Here is a 20,789-nt window from a genome sequence, read left to right as displayed (position 1 = left end):
CGGACCGGATGGGCGTCGACCCCGTGGTGCGGGAGACTGGGGGGATGATCATCCTCGCGGCGACGCCCATCGGCAACCTCGGCGACGCGTCGGTCCGACTGCGCGAGGCCCTCGCCGAGGCGACCGTCGTCGCCTCCGAGGACACACGCGTCACGCAGCGGCTGCTCGCCGGGCTCGGCATCACGAACCGGCCCCGCCTCATCGCCCTGCACGAGCACAACGAGCGTGCGAAGGCCGCCGAACTCGTCGAGCTCGCGCGCGAGGTCGACCTGCTCGTGCTGAGCGACGCCGGCATGCCGACCGTCTCCGACCCCGGCTACCCGCTCGTCCAAGCTGCGGTGGCGGCCGGCGTCGAGGTCACGGCGATCCCGGGCCCGAGCGCGGTGATCACGGCTCTCGCCGTCGCCGGACTGCCGACCGACCGGTTCTCCTTCGAGGGGTTCCTGCCCCGCAAGGCAGGGGAGCGCGCCAGGCGTCTCGCCGAGCTCGCGGGCGACCGCCGTACGCTCGTGTTCTTCGAGGGGCCGTCGCGCCTCGCGGTGAGCCTCACCGCGCTCGCCGAGGCCTTCGGTGCCGATCGTCCGGCGGCGGTGTGCCGGGAGCTCACGAAGCTCCACGAGGAGGTTCGCCGGGGCGGGCTCGGGGAGCTCGCCGAGTGGGCGGCCGACGGCGTGCGCGGCGAGATCTGCATCGTCGTGCAGGGTGCGGCGGAGCGGCAGGCGGATGCCGCGACCGCCCTCGACCGCGTGCTCGAGCTCGCGGCATCCGGCACCCGGTTGAAGGATGCGGCCTCGCTCGTGGCCGCGGAGACGGGGCTCGGCAAGCGCGACCTCTACGAGGCGGCGCTCGCGTCGAGGACCCGCTGACCGCGACGCGCTGACGCCGCCGACGCGCTGACCCGCCGACGCGCTGACCGCCGGTCTGCGGCGCTGCCGAGCCGGTCACCGGCGACGTGCGCGCGTCCGCACCGGCCCGCATCGGTGCAGTAGGTTCGGGCCCCATGACACTCTCGACCCACGCCCTGCCCTCCCCGCGCTCGCAGCCGCTGCGAGGCGGCCCCGTGCTCCGCTGGGGCGTGGTGGCCCCTGGCGGCATCGCGGCCGACTTCGTGCACGCCCTGCACGCCTACACGGACCAGCGCGTAGTCGCGGTCGCCTCCCGGTCGCCCGAACGCGCGGCCGAGTTCGCCCGTCGGCACGACATCGCCCGCAGCCATGGCGAGTACGCGCACCTGTACGCGGACCCGGACGTGCAGATCGTCTACGTCGCCGCGCCGCACAGCGAGCACCTCCGGCTGTCGCTCGACGCCATCGGCGCGGGCAAGCACGTGCTCATCGAGAAGCCGATCGGGCTCTCGGCCGACGAGGCGCGCACCATCCGCGACGCCGCCCGCGCGGCCGGCGTCTTCGCCATGGAGGCGATGTGGACCCGGTTCCTGCCGCAGACCGACGTGATGGTGCAGTTGCGCGACGACGGGGTGCTGGGCGACGTGCGCCTGGTCACGGCCGACCTCGGCTTCACGGCGCAGCCCGGCGGGCGCCTCTTCGATCCGCGCCTCGGCGGGGGCGCCCTGCTCGACATCGGCGTCTACTCGGTCTGGCTGAGCCACCTCTGGCTGGGTGCTCCCAGCTCCGTGACGGCGCGGGGCACGCTCGCCGAGAGCGGTGTCGACGTGCAGAGCGCGATCGTGCTCGCGTACCCGCAGGATGCGCAGGCCGTGCTCAGCACGAGCCTGCAGGTGTCCTCGCCCGGTCGGGCCGCGGTGTCCGGCTCGCTCGGCAACCTCGACATCGACCCGTCGTTCGTGGCTCCCGGCGGGTTCGAGCTGGTGGTCGCCGCCGGCGGCGAGCCGCGCGCGAGGTACGACGACCCATCGGGCCTGAGCTTCCGCGAGGGCATGGCGTGGCAGGCCGCCGCGGTCGCCCGGCACGTGACCGACGGCCTCACGGAATCGCCGCTGCATCCGCTGCAGACGACGATCGACGTCATGACCGTGATCGACGCGGCCCGCGCTCAGCTCGGAGTCGTCGAGGCCTGATTCCACGCGGATGGGAGCGCGCCCAAATTCTTCTTGACGGGCGATCGACCGGCCGGGTATGGTTGCGTCGAACTCGTGGGAGCGTTCCCATGAGTGTTCTGTGGGAGCGTTCCCATGACCTAGGACCACGCACACAAGGGAGTGACCGTGAACTCATCACGAACCAGGATCGCCGCGTCCGTCGCGGGCATCGCAGCATTGGCCCTCATCGCGACAGGCTGCTCGACCGGAGGCGGTGAGGGCGGCGGTGACGACAAGGTCACCCTCTCCATCACGACCTTCGGCACGATGGGCGTCGACGCCAACTACGAGCAGTACATGGAGGAGAACCCCAACGTCACGATCGAGGCGACGAATCTCGAGGGCGGCGGTGCGGCCCGTGACGACGCGTACGCCAAGATCGCGGCCGGCACCGGCCTCAGCGACATCGTGGCCATCGAGGAGGGCTGGCTCGGCACGATCCCCGACGACTCGTTCGTCGACCTGCGCGACTACGGCATCGAGGACGTCAAGGACTCCTGGCTCGACTGGAAGTACGACCAGGGCACGACCACCGACGGCAAGGTCATCGGCGCGGGCCTCGACATCGGCCCGCAGGGCCTCTGCTACCGCGGCGACCTGTTCGAGGCCGCGGGGCTGCCCAGCGAGCGCACCGAGGTCGCCGAGTACTTCGGCGGCGACGACGCCACGTGGGACCGATTCTTCGAGGTCGGCCAGGAGTACGTCGACAACTCCGGGAAGGCGTTCTACCACAGCCCACGCTTCTTCTGGAACTCCTTCGTGAACCAGCAGGAGGAGGGGTACTACAAGAAGGACGGCGAGACCCTGAACATCGAGGGCAACGACGTGCTGAAGGACCAGTTCACGAAGATCGTCGAGGCCGAGAACGACGAGCTCGGCGCAGGGCTCCCCGGCTGGGAGGTCGGCCCCGAGGCCAAGGCCGGCGACTTCGCCGTCTACATGTGCCCGAGCTGGATGCTCGGCATCGTGCAGGGCTACTACGACGAGGGCACCACCGACAGCGGCTGGGACTTCGCCGACGTCCTCCCCGGCGGCGCGGCCAACTGGGGCGGCGCGTTCCTCGGCGTCGCAGAGTCGTCCGAGCACAAGGAGGAGGCCGCCAAGCTCGCGCTCTGGCTCGCCGCCCCCGAGCAGCAGGCCGCCTCGTTCGAGCTCGCCGGCCCGTTCCCGAGCACGCCCGAGGGCCAGGAGCTCGTCGCCGACACCACGAGCGCCTTCTTCAACGACGCTCCCGTCGGCGAGATCTTCGCGGCACGCTCGGAGGGCGTGATCGCCCAGGTCAAGGGCCCCGAGGACTCCAACATCCAGGACAACGTGTTCGGCCCGGTCTTCGACCGGGTCAGCCAGGGCGAGGTCACCGACCCCGACGAAGCCTGGGATGAGGCCATGGAGCTGCTCGACCAGATCGTCGGCTGATCCGTCGGGCGGCTCGGCACCACGCGTCGAGCCGCCCGCGCACAACCCTCCACCGCTCCATTCATCGTCTCGCGGATTGGCTCAACGATGACCACCTCCACCTTGGGTCGACCGGCCCGCTCGGAACTGACGTTCCGGCAGAAGGTCAGTCGCTTCGACTACACCTTCTCCCCGTTCCTCTACGTCGCGCCGTTCTTCGTCCTGTTCGCCCTGATCGGCGTCTTCCCGATCGCGTACACGCTGAACGTCTCGCTCTACGACTGGCATCTGCTCGAGGGCCAGGGTGAGTTCGTCGGCCTGGCGAACTATGTCTCGATCCTCAGCGACCCCTTCTTCTGGAACGCCTTCGGCAACACCGTCAGCATCTTCCTGCTGTCGGCGATCCCGCAGCTCGTCATCGCCACCGGCATCGCGGCGCTGCTCGACCAGGCGATCCGCGGCAAGACCTTCTGGCGCATGAGCATCCTGCTGCCGTACATCGTCGCGCCGGTCGCGGTCACCGTGATCTTCCTCCAGATCTTCAACCAGTACCACGGCCCCATCGCCGGGCTCCTCGAGCTGTTCGGGCTGGAGCCGATCCGCTGGGCATTCGACGTGCTGCCCTCCCACATCGCGATCGCCACCATGGTGAACTGGCGCTGGACCGGCTACAACGCCCTCCTGCTCCTGGCCGCCATGCAGGCCGTGCCGCGCGATGTCTACGAGTCGGCCGCGCTCGACGGCGCCAACAAGATCCGCCGCTTCTGGTCCATCACGATCCCGATGATCCGGCCCACGCTCATCTTCGTGGTCATCACCGCGACCATCGGCGGCCTGCAGATCTTCACTGAGCCGCGGCTCTTCGACGGACGGACGTACGGCGGCAGCGACCGCCAGTTCCAGACGATCGTGCTGTACCTCTACGAGCTCGCGTTCCCGCGGCGCGACTTCGGCCAGGCCTCGGCGACCGCCTGGATCCTGTTCCTCATCATCGTGCTGGTCGGGCTCATCAGCTACGCGATCACCCGCGCCATCCGCACCGCCGACGTGAAACCGGCCCGCATCAGCGCCGCCTCCATCGGCGCGCAGCAGGGAGAGTCATGACCGCCACCGTCACGTCGCCCAAGACGCCGAAGCCGTCGAAGTCGCCTTCCTTCGAGGATCGTCGCGTCGTCGACGCCGAGCGCCGAGCGAAGCGCAAGCGCGCCTATGAACGTCCGGGCGTCCTCACCTACGCGCTGCTCATCGCGTTCTTCGTCGGCTCCGCGTTCCCGCTCTGGTGGTCGTTCGTCATCGGCAGCCGCCAGTCGTCCGACACGAACCTGGTGCCCCCCGCGGTGCTCCCGGGCCCGAACTTCCTCTCGAACGCCATGAAGGCCCTCGAGACGGTGCCGTTCCTCCAGGGGCTGTTGAACAGCATCCTCATCTCGGGCGCCATCACCGTCTCCGTGGTGTTCTTCTCGACGCTGGCCGGGTACGCGTTCGCCAAGCTGCGCTTCCGCGGGCGCACCGGCCTGCTGCTCGCGGTGATCGCCACGATGGCCATCCCGACGCAGCTCGGCATCATCCCGCTGTTCATGCTCATGGCCGAATGGCAGTGGATCGGCACCCTCCAGGCCGTCATCGTGCCCGGCATGGTCACCGCCTTCGGCGTGTTCTTCATGCGCCAGTACCTCGTGGACGTGATCCCCGACGAGCTCATCGAGGCCGCCCGCATGGACGGAGCCAGCATGTGGGGCACGTTCCGGCACGTGGCGCTCCCCGCAGCCCGACCCGCGATGGCCGTGCTCTCCCTCTTCACCTTCATGGCCGCCTGGACCGACTACCTCTGGCCCAGCCTCGCGCTGAGCCCGCGAAACCCCAGCGTGCAGACCGCCCTCGCGGCCCTGAGCGCCAGCGGCGGCCAGAACCCCGACAACGCGATGGTGCTCGCGGGCGCCGTGCTGTCGGTGATCCCACTCCTCATCCTCTTCTTCGTCGCGGGCAAGCAGCTCGTGGCGGGCATCATGCAAGGCGCAGTGAAAGGCTGACATGACCATCGAGACTCCGACACGCACCAGGGAGAGCCCCGACTACCGGGACTCCGGACTCGAGTTCCCGACCGGGTTCCTCATCGGCTCCGCCACGGCCTCGTACCAGATCGAGGGCGCCGCCACGGCCGACGGGCGCGGTCCGTCTATCTGGGACACGTTCAGTGCGACGCCGGGCAAGATCGTGAACGGCGACACGGGCGCCGTCGCCGACGATCACTACAACCGACTCGAGTCGGACCTCGACCTGATGGTCGAACTCGGCCTCGAGGCGTACCGCTTCTCGATCGCGTGGCCGCGCATCCAGCCGACCGGCTCCGGAGCCGTGAACGAGGCGGGGCTCGACTTCTACCGTCGTCTCGTCGACGGGCTCATCGCCCGCGGCATCCGCCCGATCGCGACGCTGTACCACTGGGACCTCCCGCAGGCGCTGGAGGATGCCGGTGGTTGGACCAACCGCGAGACCGCGTATCGCTTCGCGGAGTATGCGCGACACGTCGCCGAGGCGCTCGGCGATCGCGTCCCCGTGTGGACGACGCTGAACGAGCCGTGGTGCAGTGCCTTCCTCGGGTACGGGTCGGGCGCGCACGCGCCGGGCCGCACCGACGGCGCCGCGGCGCTCGCGGCCATGCACCACCTCAACCTCGCGCACGGCCTCGCCGTGCAGGTGCTCCGCGAGGTCGTCCCGCAGGCCGAGGTCTCGGTCACGCTGAACTTCCACGTCGTCCGCGGCGACGGCGACGGGAGCGCGGAGGCCGTGCGCCGCATCGAGGCGCTGGCGAACCGCTCCTTCACCCAGCCGATGCTCGTCGGCGGGTACCCCGTCGACCTCATCGAGGACACCTCCTCGGTCACGGACTGGTCGTTCGTCCTCCCGGGCGACACGGAGATCATCCGGCAGCCGCTCGACTTCCTCGGCGTCAACTACTACTCGACGACCCGGGTGCGCATGTGGGACGGGGTGTCGCCGCGTGAACGCGCCGACGGCCACAAGGACGTCGGGGGCTCCCCGTGGCCCGGCAGCGACGGGGTCGAGTTCCTCCACCAGGAGGGCCCGTACACGGCGATGGGGTGGAACATCGCCCCCGACGGGCTGGAGGGCCTGCTGCTCTCGCTGAGCCGCGAGCACCCCGACCTCCCGCTCATGATCACCGAGAACGGCGCCGCGTTCGCCGACGAGGTGATCGGCGACCGCGTCTTCGACGACGAGCGCGTCGACTACCTGCGGCGGCACTTCACGGCCGCGCACCGGGCGATGGAGCAGGGCGTCGACCTGCGCGGATACCTCGTCTGGTCGCTGCTGGACAACTTCGAGTGGGGCTACGGATTCAGCAAGCGCTTCGGCATCGTGCATGTGGACTACGAGACCCAGCGTCGCACGATCAAGGACAGCGGGCTGTGGGTGGCCCGCCTCATCGACGGGCACGTCATCCCGGAGTGAGGCGCGGCGCGGATGTTGTCGTACGGTGAAGGTGCCACCTCCGACGGAGGAAGCACCCGAAGCGCCCCGACGGGCGGCAGGAGACGAGACGTGACGACGCAGACGCGCCGCAAGGCGCCGGCCCTGAGCCCGACCCTCGAGGGGGTCGCGGCCCTGGCCGGCGTCTCCAGTTCGACGGTGTCGCGCGTGATCAACGGGTCGCCCCAGGTCACCGAGAGCGCGGTGGCGCGCGTGAACGACGCCATCGCGAAGCTCGGGTACGTGCCCAACCGGGCCGCCCGCAGCCTCGTCCGCCGCCAGACGCAGACCATCGCGATGATGATCCCCGAGCGCACGGCCGAGTTCTTCGCAGATCCGTACTTCGCCGAGGTCATCCAGGGTGCGGCGATGTACGCCTCGTCGAGCGACTACTCGCTGACGCTGCTCATCGAGTCCGAGCAGGATCCCGAGAAGACGCACCAGTTCCTGCGGCGCGGCAACGTCGACGGCGCGCTCATCCTGTCGCACCACAGCGCGTCGTCGGCCTACCTCGAGCTGTCGCGGACACTGCCCGTGGTGTTCGGCGTCCGGCCGCCCGGCGAGTTGGACGCCGCGTTCGACGCCGAGGTCCGCAGCGTCGACGTCGACAACGTCGCGGCGGCCGCGCTCGCGACGCAGCACCTCGTCGACCGTGGGCGCCGTCGTATCGCGACGATCACCGGGCCCTTGAGCACGTCCGCGGGTCGCGAACGACTGCAGGGCTGGAGCGAGGTCCTCGCCGCAGCCGGACTCGAGCCCGCCGGCTGCGAGGAGGGCGACTACACCCCGGCCGGTGGCGCGGCGGCGGCCGAGCGCCTCCTCGCGGGTGCGACCCCGTTCGATGCCGTCTTCGTCGCATCCGCGCAGATGGCCTCCGGCGCGCTCCCCGTGCTGAAGGCGCACGGTCGGCGGGTGCCGGGCGACGTGGCCATCGCGACCCTCGACAACAACGTCTTCTCGACGAACACCGTGCCGCAGCTGACGACCGTCGACCTGCACACCTCCGACAAGGGCGCCACGATGGTCGCAACGCTCATCCGCCTCATCGAGGGCGCGGAGATCGGGGCCGAGACCCTGATCCCGATCGACCTCGTCGTGCGCGACTCCAGCGCGTCCTGACGCCTGACGGCAGCGGCCGGCGGCGGGCGGCGGCGGCCGCGGCTGCTCCCTCCGAGATCGGTGTCCCCTTTTCGGGGGATGTGGCGGAGAATGGGAGGACACGCACGAGGAGGTGCGACATGGCCCACGAAGTCAGGTTCGCGACATTCGGCGGTCCCGAGGTGCTCGAGATCGCGGAGATCCCCACGCCCGAGCCCGGTCCGGGGGAGGTGCTCGTCGAGGTCTACGCGGCGGGCCTCAACCCGGTCGAGAGCGCGGTGCGGCGCGGTGAGCATCCCGAGCGATGGCACGTCGAGCCACCGGCATCCCAGGGGCGCGACCTCGCGGGCCTCGTGATCGCGACCGGTCCCGGCGTGGTCCGCCTCGGGCGCGGCGACGAGGTCATGGGCTTCGTCGACCGCGGCGCACAGGCGACCCACGTCGTCGTCCCCGAGGCCAACCTGCTCGAACGCCCGTCGGCCCTGTCCTGGGAGGTCGCCGGGTCGCTGTACACGGCGGGCACCACCGCCTGGTCGATCGTCGAGGGGCTGCACCTCGGCCCGAACGACACGGTCGTCATCACGGCCGCCGCCGGCGGGGTCGGATGCCTCGCCGCGCAGCTCGCGCGCCTGCGCGGCGCCGCGGTCATCGGCACCGCGCCGGACATGCGCTTCGACTTCCTGCGGCAGTTCGGCGTGATCCCGCTCCCATACGGGCCCGACCTGGCCGATCGCGTGCGGGAGGTCGCGCCGCACCCGGCGAACGTGTTCCTCGACTTCCTCGGAGAGCAGGCCGAGGAGGCCAGGGCGCTCGGCATCCCGCCGTCGCGCGTCTTCACGCTCACCGACTGGGACGCGATCGAGCGCGATGAGGCCGTCCGGGCCGGAGCCGGCGACATCGTGGCACTCGGGCGCATCGCGGCGCTCGTGTCCGCCCGACGGTTGCGCCTGCCGATCGCCGACGTCTTCCCGCTCGAGAAGGTCGCCGACGCGTACCGCGCCCTCGAGCGCCGCGAGGCGCCGGGCAAGATCGTGCTGGGCATGCGCGTCGTGGACTACCCGATGCAGAAGTCGAGGGAGCCCGAGCTCAAGGAGCAGGACGTGACGATCGGCGTCCCGACCGAGCACGATCGCCTCGACGTGGAGGAGGCGGTGCCGGCCGCGGTGGGCGATGGCAGCGTGCGGCGGCGGCGGCGCGAGGCGCGCGAGCACGGAGTCGAGCAGACCTCGGGCGAGGACGGCCCCGGCCTGCATCCGACCATGCTGTAACGCGGCCGGAGCGGCATCCGCTCGCCCGTAGGATTGAGCGCATGGCCGAAGGCTCCTCGTTCTATGTCACCACGCCCATCTTCTACGTCAACGACGTGCCGCACATCGGCCACGCGTACACGGAGGTGGCTGCCGACGTGCTCGCGCGCTGGCACCGCCAGGCGGGGGAGCGCACCTGGTCGCTGACCGGCACCGACGAGCACGGCCAGAAGATCCTGCGCACCGCCACGGCGAATGGCGTCACCCCGAAGCAGTGGGCCGACAAGCTCGTGGCCGAGGCGTGGGTACCGCTGCTCGAGACGGTCGACATCGCGAACGACGACTTCATCCGCACGACCGACGAGCGGCACGAGCGCAACGTGCAGAAGTTCCTCCAGAAGCTCTACGACGACGGCCACATCTACACGGGCGAGTACGAGGGCTACTACTGCGTCGGCTGCGAGGAGTACAAGCAGGAGTCCGACCTCGTGCCCGGCACCGGCGAGTACGAGGGCCAGCTGGTCTGCGCGATCCACTCCAAGCCCGTCGAGCTGCTGCACGAGAAGAACTACTTCTTCCGCACCTCGGCGTTCGCCGAGCGCCTGCTCGCCCTGTACGAGGAACGGCCCGACTTCGTGCAGCCCGAGTCGGCGCGCAACGAGGTGCTCGGCTGGGTGCGCTCCGGCCTGTCCGACCTGTCGATCTCGCGCTCGACCTTCGACTGGGGCGTCAAGGTCCCGTGGGACGAGTCGCATGTCGTCTACGTCTGGTTCGACGCGCTGCTGAACTACATCACCGCCGTGGGCTACGGCGAGGACGACGAGGAGTTCGCGAGCCGCTGGCCTGCGCAGCACATCGTCGGCAAGGACATCCTGCGCTTCCACGCGGTGATCTGGCCCGCCATGCTCATGGCCGCCGAGCTCGACGTGCCGCGCGGCGTGTTCGGGCACGGCTGGCTGCTCGTCGGCGGCGAGAAGATGTCCAAGTCCAAGCTCACGGGCATCGCCCCCGAGCAGATCACCGACACGTTCGGCTCCGACGCGTTCCGCTACTACTTCCTGCGCGCGATCGCGTTCGGTCAAGACGGCTCGTTCTCGTGGGAGGACCTCTCGGCCAGGTACCAGGCCGAACTCGCGAACGGCTTCGGCAACCTCGCGTCGCGCGTGATCGCCATGATCACGCGGTACTGCGACGGCGTCGTGCCGTCGGCCACGGCGCCGACGGCGGCCGACGAGGCCATCACGGCGATCGAGCAGCGGGTGACGGATGCCTCGTGGGCGGCGATCGACCGCATCGCGATCCACGAGGCGATCGCCGCCGTGTGGGAGCTCGTCGACGCCCTGAACGGGTACATCACGAGCGAGGAGCCGTGGGTGCTCGCCAAGGACCCGGCGAACCGTGCGCGCCTCGAGACCGTGCTCGCGACCGCGTACCACGGCCTCGGCACCCTCGCCGTGCTGCTCTCGCCCGTGCTGCCCAAGGCCACCGCCAAGCTCTGGACCGCACTCGGCGCACCGGGCACCGTCCAGGAGCAGCGCATCGATCGCGCGAACGCGTGGGCCGTCGGCTCGCAGGTCGCGCCCCTCGAGGCGCTCTTCCCCCGTATCGAAACGGCTGAATGAGCGAGCAGCACGGCGAGCCGGGCGCGGTGAGCCCCGACCACCTGCGCGTCCGCGGCGACGGCGGCCGGCCGGTGGAGTACCCGCCGCTGCCCGAGCCCCTCGCGGTCGGCGTGTACGACAACCACACCCACCTCGAGATCGCCGACGGCGCGTTGCCGCTCGACGTGCACGAGCACCTCGAGCGCGCGGCATCCGTCGGCGTGATCGGTGCGGTGCAGGTGGGCACGGATGTCGCGACCAGCCGCTGGTCGGCCGAGGTCGCCGCGCGCGAGCCGCGACTCCTGGCCGCGGTCGCCCTGCACCCGAACGAGGCGCCCGAACTCGAGGCGGCCGGAACCCTCGACGAGGCGCTCGCGGTCATCGACGAGCTCGCGGCCCGGCCGCGCGTGCGTGCCGTGGGCGAGACCGGACTCGACTTCTTCCGCACGGGCGATGACGGCCGGCCGGCGCAGTTCCGCTCCTTCGAGGCGCATATCGAGATCGCGAAGCGGCACGGCATCGCCATGCAGATCCACGACCGCGACGCGCACGACGACGTGGTCGCCACGCTGCGGCGCGTCGGCGCGCCCGAGCGAACCGTCTTCCACTGCTTCTCGGGCGGCGAGGAGCTCGCGCGGCTCGCGGCATCCGAGGGCTGGTACCTCTCGTTCGCCGGGAACGTGTCGTTCAAGAACGCCGAGATCCTCCGGGAGGCGCTGCGGGTCGCGCCGCGCGATCGCATCCTGGTCGAGACGGATGCCCCGTACCTCACGCCCGTGCCGCTGCGCGGGCGCCCGAACGCGCCGTACCTGGTGCCGCACACGGTGCGCTTCATGGCCGGGGTGCTCGGCGTCCCCATCGATGAGCTGAGCGCAGATCTCGCGTCGAACACGCGTCGCGTGTACGGCGCGTGGGAGGATGATGCCCGTGTGGGGGAGTGAACGGCTGAACGGTCGGGTCGTGCAGGGGCGTGCGGGCTTCGCGGCGCGCACCGGGGCCGCGACATGAACGCGCATCGGCACGAGGCCGAGGGTGCGCCGACGATCGCGCGCCTGCTGGGTCCCGCGGAGATCCGCGACCTCGCCGAGCTCCTCGACGTCACGCCGACGAAGAAGCTCGGCCAGAACTTCGTGCACGACGGCAACACCGTCCGGCGCATCGTGCAGACGGCGGGCGTGCAGCGCGGCGAGACCGTCCTCGAGATCGGTCCGGGCCTCGGTTCGCTGACGCTCGGGCTCCTCGAAGCGGGCGCCGACGTCATCGCCGTCGAGATCGACAAGCGGCTCGCCGAGCAGCTGCCGCACACCGCCGACATCATGCAGCCGGGCACGTCGCTGACGGTGATCACCGCCGACGCGCTCCGCGTCACCGAGCTGCCGGGCGACCCCGTGCGGCTCGTGGCGAACCTGCCCTACAACGTCTCGGTGCCGGTGCTGCTGCACCTGCTCGAGCACGTCCCGTCGCTCGAGTCCGGCATCGTGATGGTGCAGGCCGAGGTCGGCCACCGTCTCGCGGCGGAGCCCGGCTCGAAGGTCTACGGGGCTCCGAGCCTCAAGGCCGCCTGGTACGGATCCTGGCGCACCGCCGGCCAGGTCTCGCGCATGGTCTTCTGGCCGATCCCGAACGTCGACTCCGTGCTCGTCGGCTTCGACCGCGGCGAGCAGCCCGGCACGGTCGAGGAGCGGCGGGCGACCTTCGCGCTCATCGACGCGGCCTTCCAGCAGCGCCGCAAGATGCTCCGCCAGTCGCTGTCGGGCGTGCTCGGCGGGTCGGCTGCGGCTGCGAGCGAACTGCTGGTCGGTGCGGGCGTGGACCCGCAGGCCCGCGGCGAGCAGCTCGTCGTCGACGACTTCCTCCGCATCGCCCGAGTCGCCGCGGGGTCGTGAGCGCATGACGATCGCCTGGTCCGAGGAGTCGGTGCACGTTCGCGCGCCCGGCAAGATCAACCTGTTCATGCGCGTGGGCGGCGTGCAGCCCGACGGCTACCACGACGTCGCGACGGCGTACCAGGCCGTCTCGCTCTACGAGGACGTGCGGGCCTGGCCCGACGACGAGTTCAGCGTCGCGTTCGGCGGCAGCGTCGACACCTCCGGCCTCGAGACCGACTCCTCGAACCTCGCGATCCGCGCCGCGAAGCTGCTGGCCAGGGCGACCGGGGTGCGCGGCGGCGTGCGGCTCGAGATCGACAAGCACGTGCCCATCGCCGGGGGGATGGGCGGCGGGTCCGCGGATGCCGCGGCCACCCTCGTCGCGTGCGACGCGCTCTGGGGCACGGCCATGCCGAAGGAGGAGCTGCTCGCGCTCGCGGCGCAGCTCGGCGCCGACGTGCCCTTCTCCCTCGCCGGTGGCACCGCGATCGGCACGGGTCGGGGCGATCGCCTGAGCCCGGCGCTCGCCACCGGGTCCTTCCACTGGGTGCTCGCCGTCGCGGAGTTCGGGCTCTCGACGCCCGGCGTGTACGGCGAGCTCGACCGGCTTCGAGCCGAGGAGGGCCGTCACGCACCGGCGTCTCCCGTCGTCGACGCCGAGGTGCTCCAGGCGCTCCGGGCGGGCGACCCCGGCCTGCTCGCGACCGCGCTGCACAACGACCTCCAAGAGGCCGCGCTCCGGCTCGCGCCCGGGCTCGGCGGCATCCTCGAGCTGGGCATGGCGAACGGCGCCCTCGCGGGCCTCGTCTCCGGCTCGGGGCCGACGGTGGCGTTCCTCGCGGCCGACACCGACGAGGCCCTCGAACTGCAGGTTGCCCTCTCCGCCGCCAGGCTCCACGCGATCCACGTGCACGGCGCGGTGCACGGCGCGAGGGTGCTCCCGCGCTGAGCGCCGGCCGTCGGCCCCTCGCCCGAGGCAGCGCGGCCGGCCGCCGGACCGAGCGCACAGGCGCGGCGGCTAGGCTCGACGGGACATGGCACATCTTCTCGGCGCGGAGCGCCTGCACCTCGAGTTCCCGACGCGCACCGTCTTCGACGAGGTCACCCTCGGCATCGACGAGGGCGACCGCATCGGCGTCGTCGGCCGCAACGGCGACGGCAAGTCCACGCTCCTGAAGCTCCTCTCGGCCCGCATCGAGCCCGACGGCGGGCGCGTGACGATGCGCCGCGGCATCCGCATCGGCATGCTCGACCAGTCCGACGTCGTCGACCCGGGCCTCACGGTTGCCGAGGCGGTCGTCGGCGGCATCGACGAGCACGTGTGGGCCGGCGACCCGAAGGTGCGCGACGTCATCGGCGGGCTCCTCGCCGACGTGCCGTGGCACGCGCAGATCGCGAGCCTCTCGGGTGGCCAGCGTCGGCGCGTGGGCCTCGCGGGCCTGCTCGTCGGCGACTGGGACGTCGTGTTCCTCGACGAGCCGACGAACCACCTCGACGTCGAGGGCATCGCCTGGCTCGCCGGGCACCTCAAGCAGCGCTGGGCCACGGGCCAGGGCGCGCTCGTCGTCGTGACGCACGACCGGTGGTTCCTCGACGAGGTCTGCACCGACACGTGGGAGGTGCACGACGGCATCGTCGAGCCCTTCGAGGGCGGGTACGCGGCCTACGTGCTGCAGCGCGTCGAGCGCGACCGCATGGCGGCGGCATCCGAGGCGAAGCGGCAGAACCTCATGCGCAAGGAGCTCGCGTGGCTGCGCCGCGGTGCACCGGCCCGCACGTCGAAGCCGAAGTTCCGCATCGACGCGGCGAACGAGCTCATCGAGAACGAGCCGCCCGTGCGCAACCCGGTCGAACTCGATCGCCTCGCGGTCTCGCGGCTCGGCAAGGACGTCGTCGACCTCATCGACGTCTCGGTCACCTTCCCGGTGGCGGATGCCGCACCGGGGGCGCCCGACACCCGCACGGTGCTGCACGAGCTCGAGTGGCGCATCGCCCCCGGCGAGCGCACGGGCATCCTCGGCGTGAACGGTGCCGGCAAGTCGACCCTGCTCGGCCTCGTGACGGGCGCGGTGCAGCCGACGACCGGTCGCGTCAAGCGCGGGTCGACCGTGCGCATCGCGACCCTCAGCCAGGAGCTCGCGGAGCTGACCGAATGGTCCGAGCACCGCGTCTCGGCGGTCGTCGCCGAGCAGCGCACGAGCTACGAGGTCGGCGGCAAGGAGATGACGCCCGGCCAGTTGCTCGAACGCCTGGGATTCACGAACGCACAGCTCTCGACGCCGGTGAAGAACCTCTCCGGCGGCCAGAAGCGCCGCCTCCAGCTCCTGCTGATCCTCCTGCAGGAGCCGAACGTGCTGATCCTCGACGAGCCCACGAACGACCTCGACACCGACATGCTCGCGGCCATCGAGGACCTCCTCGACACCTGGCCGGGCACCCTCCTCGTCGTCTCGCACGACCGGTACCTCATCGAGCGCGTCACCGACCGGCAGTTCGCCATCCTCGACGGGCACCTGCGCGACCTCCCGCGCGGCGTCGACCAGTACCTCGAGCTCCGCAAGGCGACGGATGCCTCCCGCCGGGCGGATGCCGCGGCCGGGCGCACCTCGCAGGGCGAGTCCTCCGGAGCGGCACCGACCACTGCGGCCGCCTCGGGCGACGGCGACTCCGCGTCGTCGTCCCGCGCATCGACGGCCCCCGCCGCAGCGAGCCTCGCCGGCGCCGAGCGGCGCACCGCGGAGAAGGAGCTCGCCTCGATCGACCGCAAGCTCGAGAAGCTCGGCGCCGAGATCGCCCGTGCGCACGAGAAGCTCGCCGTGCACGACCAGAGCGACTACGTCGGACTGGGTGCGCTCGGCGACGAGCTGCGTGCGCTCGAGGCATCCGTCGCCGACCTCGAGACGCGCTGGCTCGAAGTATCTGAGACCCTCGAAGCCTGACGTCGCAGATCCTGTGACGCACCGTGACCATGGCGGTCAGGGTGCAAAGAATCTTCGCCTAACGTGGGAGTGCGCCCGCGTTCGCGGCATCGAAGCCCCCACTGTGACCCACCGTGGCGGAGCCATGCCTGCACCACAGCCATCAGCACCAGGACGCGCGCGACGACGAAAGGAACTCCCATGGCATCCCGCACCAAGCTCATCGCCGCCCTCGCCGCGGTCCCCCTCGTCCTCGGCCTCGCCGCCTGCTCCACGGGCTCCGGCGACAGCGCCGGTGCCGACGACGTGGTGAAGATCGGCGTCGTCGGCAAGGGCGACCCGCAGTGGGCCGCGTTCGAGACCGCAGCCGAGAAGGCGGGCATCGACATCGAGCTCGTCGACTTCTCCGACTACGCGCAGCCGAACCCCGCCACCACCGAGGGCGAGCTCGACCTGAACCAGTTCCAGCACATCGTCTACCTGGCCGACTACAACGTGTCCGCGGGCGAGGACCTCACGCCCATCGGGTCGACCGCCATCTACCCGCTCGGGCTGTACTCGACCAAGTACCAGGATGTCGCCGACATCGAGAAGGGCGAGACCGTCGCCGTGCCCGATGACGCGTCGAACCAGGCGCGCGCGCTCCTCGTGCTGCAGTCCGCCGGCCTCATCGAGCTGGAGAGCGGCGGCACGATCTTCTCCGACCTCGCCGACATCGACGAGGAGAACTCCAAGGTGAAGGTCACCGCGCTCGAGGCCTCGCTCACCCCGACCTCGCTGCCCGACGTCGCCGCGGCGATCATCAACAACGACTACGTTGCCGACGCCGGCCTCTCGTTCGCGGACGCCATCGCGCAGGACGACCCGTCCGACCCGAACGCGCTGCCGTACGTCAACATCTTCGCGACGCGCGCCGACGACGCCGACAACGAGACCTACCTGAAGCTCGTCGAGATCTTCCAGACCGATGCCGACGTGCAGGCGGGCCTCCTCGAGGCATCCGGCGACACCGCGGTGCCGCTCGAGGTCTCCGAGGCCGACCTGCGGGACTCGCTCGCCAAGGTCGAGGCCGACACCGCGGACGCCAAGCGCTGATCGAGCCGGCGTCCGCCGCTGCGGATCGCCAGCATCGTCCGGGCGACGGAGCCGAAGCATCGGCCCCGTCGCCCGTTCCGGCGTTCTGGAAGGAGCACCACATGGCTCTCGTGAGCCTCACCGACGTCACCAAGTCCTACCCGTCGCCCGAGAAGGGCGGCGCGCCGATCGTCGCCGTCGACTCGGTCAGCCTCGAGATCGAGGCCGGCGACGTCTTCGGCATCATCGGCTACTCGGGCGCGGGCAAGTCCACGCTCGTGCGGCTGATCAACGCCCTCGAGCCCACCACCTCGGGCACGATCGAGGTCGGCGGTCGCACCATCACGAGCATGCCCGAGCGCGAGCTCCGCGGCATCCGGCTCGAGATCGGCATGATCTTCCAGCAGTTCAACCTCTTCAACTCCAAGACGGTGCGGGCGAACATCGCCTACCCGCTGCAGGTCGCCGGCGCCTCCAAGGCCGAGATCGCGACCCGGGTCGACGAGCTGCTCGACTTCGTGGGGCTCGCCGACAAGGCGCGTGCCTTCCCCGACCAGCTCTCCGGCGGCCAGAAGCAGCGCGTCGGGATCGCGCGCGCCCTCGCGACCTCGCCCCGACTGCTCCTCGCCGACGAGGCCACGAGCGCGCTCGACCCCGAGACCACGCAGGAGGTGCTCCAGCTCCTGAAGCGCGTGAACCGCGAGTTCGGCGTGACGATCGTGATCATCACGCACGAGATGGAGGTCATCCAGTCCATCGCCACGAAGGTCGCGGTCATGGACGGCGGGCGGGTCATCGAGTCCGGCGACGTGTTCGACGTGTTCTCGTCGCCCCAGAACCCCTCGTCGGCGCGCTTCGTCTCCACAGTGGTCAAGGGCGTCCCGTCGCCCGCCGAGGTCGCCGTGCTGCGCGAGCGCCACGACGGCCGCATCGTCACGATCTCGTTCCGCGACGGCGGCGCCTCGCAGTCGGCGGTCTTCCTCGACCTCGCGAACGCCGGGCTCGAGTTCGAGCTCGTCTACGGCGGCATCAACGACATCCAGGGGCGGGCGTTCGGTCACCTGACGCTCGCCATCAGGGGAGCGGATGCCGCGGTCGACGCGGCGCTCGCCCAGGTCGGCGCCCGCGCCGAGGTCACGGAGGTGGCGTGATGGATCGCCTGTTCGAGCTCGCCCCCGAGTTCTGGGTCGCCGCCGCCGAGACCCTCTACATGGTGGCGCTCACGCTGCTCATCGGCGGCTTCTTCGGCCTGCTGCTCGGCATCGTGCTCTACACGACGCGGCCGGGCAGCCTGCTCTCGAACAAGCCGGTGTTCACCATCGTCAACGTCGTCATCAACTTCTTCCGGCCCATCCCGTTCATCATCTTCATCGCGGCCGTGCAGCCGTTCGCCCGGTACGTCATCGGCACGGGCATCGGCAACGACGCGCTCATCTTCGCGCTCTCGATCGCGTCGTCGTTCGCGATCTCGCGCATCGTCGAGCAGAACCTGCTGACGGTCTCGCCCGGGGTGATCGAGGCGGCGCGCTCGATGGGCGCGGGACCGATCCGGATCCTCCGAACGGTCGTCCTCCCCGAGGCGCTCGGGCCGCTCGTGCTCGGCTACACGTTCGTGCTCGTCGCACTCGTCGACATGACGGCGGTCGCCGGCGCGATCGGCGGCGGCGGCCTCGGCGCCTTCGCCCTGACGTACGGCTACCGCCAGTTCGAACCGGCCATCACCTGGGCCGCCGTCATCCTCATCGTCGTCTTCGTGCAGCTCGCCCAGTTCTTCGGCAACTGGCTCGCGCGCAAGATCATGCGCCGCTGAGCCGCCTCAGTCGAAGCCGAGGCTGAGCTTGCGCAGCAGTCCCGCGAGGCGCTTCTGCTCGGCCGCCGGCAGGCCGCTCAGCAGCTCGGCCTCGGCGTCGACGAGGCGCGTGATCGCGGCATCCACCCGGGTGAGGCCGGCCTGGCTCATCTCGACGAGGATGCCGCGCCCGTCGTTGGGATCGGTCTGGCGGGTCACGAGCCCGCGCTCGACGAGCCGGTCGATGCGGTTGGTCATCGTGCCGCTCGAGACGAGCGTCTGCTGCAGCAACTGCTTGGGGGAGAGGCGGAACGGAGCGCCCGCCCGGCGCAGCGCCGAGAGCACGTCGAACTCGCTCGACTCGAGCTCGGAGCGGGCGAACGCCTGCCGGCGGGCCCGATCGAGGTGCTTGGACAGCCGCGCGACGCGCGAGAGCACCTGCAGCGGTGCGAAGTCGAGGTCGGGGCGCTCGCGCTCCCAGTCCTCGACGATGCGGTCGACCTCGTCGGCATGCGTCATCCCGCCATTATCGCGCGGGCCGGCCGCGCGCTCGCGCTGTATGACGAGACGTGCCCCGGATGCCGCGTGCCGCACCTGCACCGCCCCGAACCGGTCGGCCGGTCTGGCAGACTGGATGGCGCCCGTGCGGACTCCGCGCGAGCGGTCCGCCATAGTGTAACGGCAGCACGACAGCCTTTGGAGCTGTTCGGTCCAGGTTCGAATCCTGGTGGCGGAGCCGGAACCCCGCCAGATCCCCACCCACAGGAAGCCGCGAATGACCGACCAGAACCTCGCCATCATCGTTCTCGCCGCGGGACAGGGCACCCGCATGAAGTCGGCCACGCCGAAGCTGCTGCACCCCCTCGCGGGCGCACCCATCGTGGCCCACGTGCTCGCCACGGCGCGCAGCCTCGACGCCGCGCACGTCATCGCCGTGGTGCGCCACGAGCGCGACCAGGTCGCCGCCGCGGTCGAGGCCGAGCTGCCGGGCACCGTCATCGTCGACCAGGACGAGGTACCCGGGACCGGCCGGGCGGTCGAGCAGGCGATCGCCGCGCTGCCCGACGGCTTCGACGGCGAGGTGCTCGTGCTGAACGGCGACGTGCCGCTGCTGAACGCCGACACGCTGGCCGGCTTCCTCGAGCGGCACCGCGGCCGCGCTGCGGCGGCATCCGTGCTCTCGGCCTTCTACGACGACCCCTCCGGCTACGGTCGCATCGTCCGCGACAGCGTCGGCGTCTTCGACCGCATCGTCGAGCAGAAGGACGCGAGCGACGCCGAGCGCACCATCGCCGAGATCAACGCGGGCATCTACGCGTTCGGCGCGGCCGCCCTGCGCGACCAGCTCGCCAACCTCACGACCGAGAACGCCCAGGGCGAGAAGTACCTCACCGACGTGATCCAGTTGCTCCGCGCCGCCGGGTCCGAGGTCGAGGCCGTGCCCGTCACCGAGCCGTGGCTCGTGGCCGGCATCAACGACCGCGCACAGCTCTCCGAGACCGCGGCCCGACTGAACGCCCTCATCGTGCGCGGCTGGCAGCTGAACGGCGTCACCATCGAGGACCCCGCGACCACGTGGATCGACCTGACCGTCCGGATCGCGCCCGACGTGACGATCCGCCCGGGCACGCAGCTGAAGGGTGCGACGGTCGTCGAGACGGGCGCCCTGATCGGCCCTGACACGACCCTCACCGACTGCGAGGTCGGCGCGGGCGCCGAGGTGCGGCGCACCGACGGCACGCTCGCGGTCGTCGGGCCTGGCGCGAGCGTCGGTCCGTTCTCGTTCCTGCGTCCGGGCACGGTCCTCGGCGCCGACGGCAAGATCGGCGCGTTCGTCGAGACGAAGAACGCGACCATCGGCACGGGCAGCAAGGTCCCGCACCTCAGCTACGTGGGCGACGCGACCATCGGCGAGCACTCCAACATCGGCGCGGGCTCGATCTTCGCCAACTACGACGGCATCCGCAAGCACCACTCCGAGGTCGGCTCGCATGTGCGCACGGGCTCGCACGGCGTGTTCGTCGCGCCGGTTAGGATTGGGGACGGCGCCTACACGGCTGCCGGCACCGTCGTCCGCAAGGACGTCCCCTCCGGCGCCCTCGCCGTGAACGTGGCACCGCAACGCAACATCGAGGAGTGGGTCCAGAAGCACCGGGCCGGTTCAGCGGCGGCCGACGCCGCCGAGGCCGCGCGCGAGGCATCCGGTTCCGACGCCGACTGAACACGCCGCGCCGAGCGCAGGCGGAGAGGA

General features: G+C 71.0%; 18 protein-coding genes and 1 tRNA gene. 18 read left to right on the top strand and 1 reads right to left on the bottom strand.

The genetic code is table 11. The annotated features are described in order from the left end of the window. Nucleotides 1-44: 44 nt before the first annotated feature. The 16 genes from rsmI to GQQ95_RS13985 all read left to right on the top strand — a co-directional run bounded on the left by rsmI (nucleotide 45) and on the right by GQQ95_RS13985 (nucleotide 18,559). Nucleotides 45-866 carry a 16S rRNA (cytidine(1402)-2'-O)-methyltransferase gene (gene rsmI, locus GQQ95_RS14060; protein ID WP_157428296.1) on the top strand — a complete coding sequence of 274 codons (822 nt, stop codon included), beginning with the start codon at nucleotides 45-47 and terminating at the stop codon, nucleotides 864-866. A 134-nt stretch (nucleotides 867-1,000) separates the two neighbouring features. Beyond that, nucleotides 1,001-2,038 (top strand): Gfo/Idh/MocA family protein, encoded by a 1,038-nt coding sequence (locus GQQ95_RS14055; RefSeq protein ID WP_157428295.1) that lies wholly within the window; start codon nucleotides 1,001-1,003, stop codon nucleotides 2,036-2,038. Between the two features lie 147 nt (nucleotides 2,039-2,185). Continuing rightward, nucleotides 2,186-3,475, top strand: a complete 1,290-nt coding sequence (locus GQQ95_RS14050) for an ABC transporter substrate-binding protein (RefSeq protein ID WP_157428294.1) — start codon at nucleotides 2,186-2,188, stop codon at nucleotides 3,473-3,475. A gap of 87 nt (nucleotides 3,476-3,562) precedes the next feature. After that, a complete protein-coding gene (locus tag GQQ95_RS14045; RefSeq protein WP_157428293.1) occupies nucleotides 3,563-4,558 on the top strand; it encodes a carbohydrate ABC transporter permease in 996 nt (331 codons plus the stop codon). Further along, nucleotides 4,555-5,484 carry a carbohydrate ABC transporter permease gene (locus GQQ95_RS14040; RefSeq protein ID WP_157428292.1) on the top strand — a complete coding sequence of 310 codons (930 nt, stop codon included), beginning with the start codon at nucleotides 4,555-4,557 and terminating at the stop codon, nucleotides 5,482-5,484. Before GQQ95_RS14045 ends, GQQ95_RS14040 begins: the two co-directional genes overlap by 4 nt. 1 nt (nucleotide 5,485) lies before the next feature. Further along, nucleotides 5,486-6,925: a GH1 family beta-glucosidase gene (locus GQQ95_RS14035; protein ID WP_157428291.1), complete on the top strand. Its 1,440-nt coding sequence runs from the start codon at nucleotides 5,486-5,488 to the stop codon at nucleotides 6,923-6,925. 90 nt (nucleotides 6,926-7,015) lie between these two features. Then, nucleotides 7,016-8,062, top strand: a complete 1,047-nt coding sequence (locus GQQ95_RS14030; protein ID WP_246205512.1) for a LacI family DNA-binding transcriptional regulator — start codon at nucleotides 7,016-7,018, stop codon at nucleotides 8,060-8,062. 119 nt (nucleotides 8,063-8,181) lie between these two features. Beyond that, on the top strand, nucleotides 8,182-9,309 hold the full coding sequence (locus tag GQQ95_RS14025; RefSeq protein ID WP_157428289.1) for an NADP-dependent oxidoreductase: 1,128 nt from the start codon (nucleotides 8,182-8,184) through the stop codon (nucleotides 9,307-9,309). Nucleotides 9,310-9,350: 41 nt separating this feature from the next. Then, nucleotides 9,351-10,910 carry a methionine--tRNA ligase gene (gene metG, locus GQQ95_RS14020; protein ID WP_157428288.1) on the top strand — a complete coding sequence of 520 codons (1,560 nt, stop codon included), beginning with the start codon at nucleotides 9,351-9,353 and terminating at the stop codon, nucleotides 10,908-10,910. Further along, on the top strand, nucleotides 10,907-11,830 hold the full coding sequence (locus tag GQQ95_RS14015) for a TatD family hydrolase (RefSeq protein ID WP_157428287.1): 924 nt from the start codon (nucleotides 10,907-10,909) through the stop codon (nucleotides 11,828-11,830). The genes metG and GQQ95_RS14015 overlap by 4 nt, the downstream gene beginning before the upstream one ends. Before the next feature lie 63 nt (nucleotides 11,831-11,893). Further along, nucleotides 11,894-12,775: a 16S rRNA (adenine(1518)-N(6)/adenine(1519)-N(6))-dimethyltransferase RsmA gene (gene rsmA / locus GQQ95_RS14010; protein ID WP_212275460.1), complete on the top strand. Its 882-nt coding sequence runs from the start codon at nucleotides 11,894-11,896 to the stop codon at nucleotides 12,773-12,775. 4 nt (nucleotides 12,776-12,779) lie between these two features. Then, nucleotides 12,780-13,706 carry a 4-(cytidine 5'-diphospho)-2-C-methyl-D-erythritol kinase gene (locus tag GQQ95_RS14005; protein WP_157428286.1) on the top strand — a complete coding sequence of 309 codons (927 nt, stop codon included), beginning with the start codon at nucleotides 12,780-12,782 and terminating at the stop codon, nucleotides 13,704-13,706. A gap of 85 nt (nucleotides 13,707-13,791) precedes the next feature. Beyond that, complete coding sequence (locus GQQ95_RS14000) at nucleotides 13,792-15,696, top strand: ABC-F family ATP-binding cassette domain-containing protein (protein WP_157428285.1); 1,905 nt, start codon at nucleotides 13,792-13,794, stop codon at nucleotides 15,694-15,696. Between the two features lie 180 nt (nucleotides 15,697-15,876). After that, nucleotides 15,877-16,770, top strand: a complete 894-nt coding sequence (locus GQQ95_RS13995) for a MetQ/NlpA family ABC transporter substrate-binding protein (RefSeq protein WP_157428284.1) — start codon at nucleotides 15,877-15,879, stop codon at nucleotides 16,768-16,770. A gap of 101 nt (nucleotides 16,771-16,871) precedes the next feature. Further along, entirely contained in the window at nucleotides 16,872-17,900 is a 1,029-nt protein-coding gene (locus GQQ95_RS13990) for a methionine ABC transporter ATP-binding protein (RefSeq protein WP_157428283.1), read from the top strand. Continuing rightward, nucleotides 17,900-18,559 carry a methionine ABC transporter permease gene (locus tag GQQ95_RS13985; protein ID WP_157428282.1) on the top strand — a complete coding sequence of 220 codons (660 nt, stop codon included), beginning with the start codon at nucleotides 17,900-17,902 and terminating at the stop codon, nucleotides 18,557-18,559. Before GQQ95_RS13990 ends, GQQ95_RS13985 begins: the two co-directional genes overlap by 1 nt. Before the next feature lie 6 nt (nucleotides 18,560-18,565). Here the strand turns inward: GQQ95_RS13985 and GQQ95_RS13980 are convergent, their stop codons facing one another. Continuing rightward, on the bottom strand, nucleotides 18,566-19,057 hold the full coding sequence (locus tag GQQ95_RS13980; protein WP_157428281.1) for a MarR family winged helix-turn-helix transcriptional regulator: 492 nt from the start codon (nucleotides 19,055-19,057) through the stop codon (nucleotides 18,566-18,568). A gap of 145 nt (nucleotides 19,058-19,202) precedes the next feature. Between GQQ95_RS13980 and GQQ95_RS13975 the strand changes: the two genes are divergently transcribed. Both GQQ95_RS13975 and glmU read left to right on the top strand, forming a co-directional pair. Then, nucleotides 19,203-19,274 (top strand) — tRNA-Gln (locus GQQ95_RS13975). Nucleotides 19,275-19,313: 39 nt separating this feature from the next. Next, nucleotides 19,314-20,759, top strand: a complete 1,446-nt coding sequence (glmU, locus tag GQQ95_RS13970) for a bifunctional UDP-N-acetylglucosamine diphosphorylase/glucosamine-1-phosphate N-acetyltransferase GlmU (RefSeq protein WP_157428280.1) — start codon at nucleotides 19,314-19,316, stop codon at nucleotides 20,757-20,759. Nucleotides 20,760-20,789 lie beyond the last annotated feature (30 nt).

This window comes from Agromyces salentinus, assembly GCF_009749395.1.
Lineage (GTDB): Bacteria > Actinomycetota > Actinomycetes > Actinomycetales > Microbacteriaceae > Agromyces > Agromyces salentinus.
Note: the sequence above shows the minus strand (reverse complement) of the source record. Positions and strands in the feature narration are given on the sequence as shown.